The organism is Micrococcus sp. HG099, assembly GCF_024723355.1.
Classification (GTDB): domain Bacteria; phylum Actinomycetota; class Actinomycetes; order Actinomycetales; family Micrococcaceae; genus Micrococcus; species Micrococcus endophyticus.
The window spans coordinates 1-603 of sequence record NZ_JANQCJ010000286.1 but is presented as its reverse complement, the minus strand read 5'-3'; the positions used below and the strand labels follow the sequence as shown (position 1 = coordinate 603).

At 80.9% G+C, this 603-nt stretch carries 1 protein-coding gene; it reads left to right on the top strand.

Translation table 11 applies throughout. From position 1 onward, the window contains the following. Positions 1 to 45: 45 nt before the first annotated feature. Positions 46 to 603: thiamine-monophosphate kinase (locus tag NWP10_RS12255; RefSeq protein WP_258301086.1), on the top strand; the 558-nt coding region annotated here is incomplete at its 3' end.

The following is a 603-nucleotide window of genomic DNA, read 5'->3' as shown; positions in this document are numbered from 1 at the left end:
ACCCCGGCGGGCGGGCGGCCCGCCGACGGGAGGACCGTCGGCGAGGTGACCGAGGCGCAGCTGCTGCGCGTGGTCCTGGACGGGCTGGCCCCGGCCGTGCGGCCCGGGCACTGGCCGCCCGGCACCGTGGCCCCGGGCGACGACGCCGCCCTCGTCCCCGCCCCGCGCGGTGGCACGCTCGTCTCCACGGACGCGATGGGCGAGGGCACGGACTTCCTGCACCGCTGGCCCGCCGGCGTGCGCACCCGCGGCCACGACGCCGGCTGGAAGGCCGTCGCGCAGAACCTCTCCGACGTCAACGCGATGGGCGGCACCGCCTCCGCGCTCGTCACCGCCCTCACTCTGCCCCCGACGACGCCCCTGGCCTGGGTGCGCTCCTTCGCCGCGGGCGTGGTGGGCGCCGTCGACCGTCTCGGCGCCCCGGGATGCCGGGTGGCCGGCGGGGACCTGGGCACGGGGGAGCGCGTCCACGCCGCCGTGACCGTGCTCGGCGACCCCCACCCGGCCGGCGTGCTGCGTCGGGCGCCCGCCCCGGCGGCGCGGGAGCGCGTGCTCGCCGAGGGCGCCGACCTCGTGCACGCCCAGGCCGCCCCGGGCTCATCC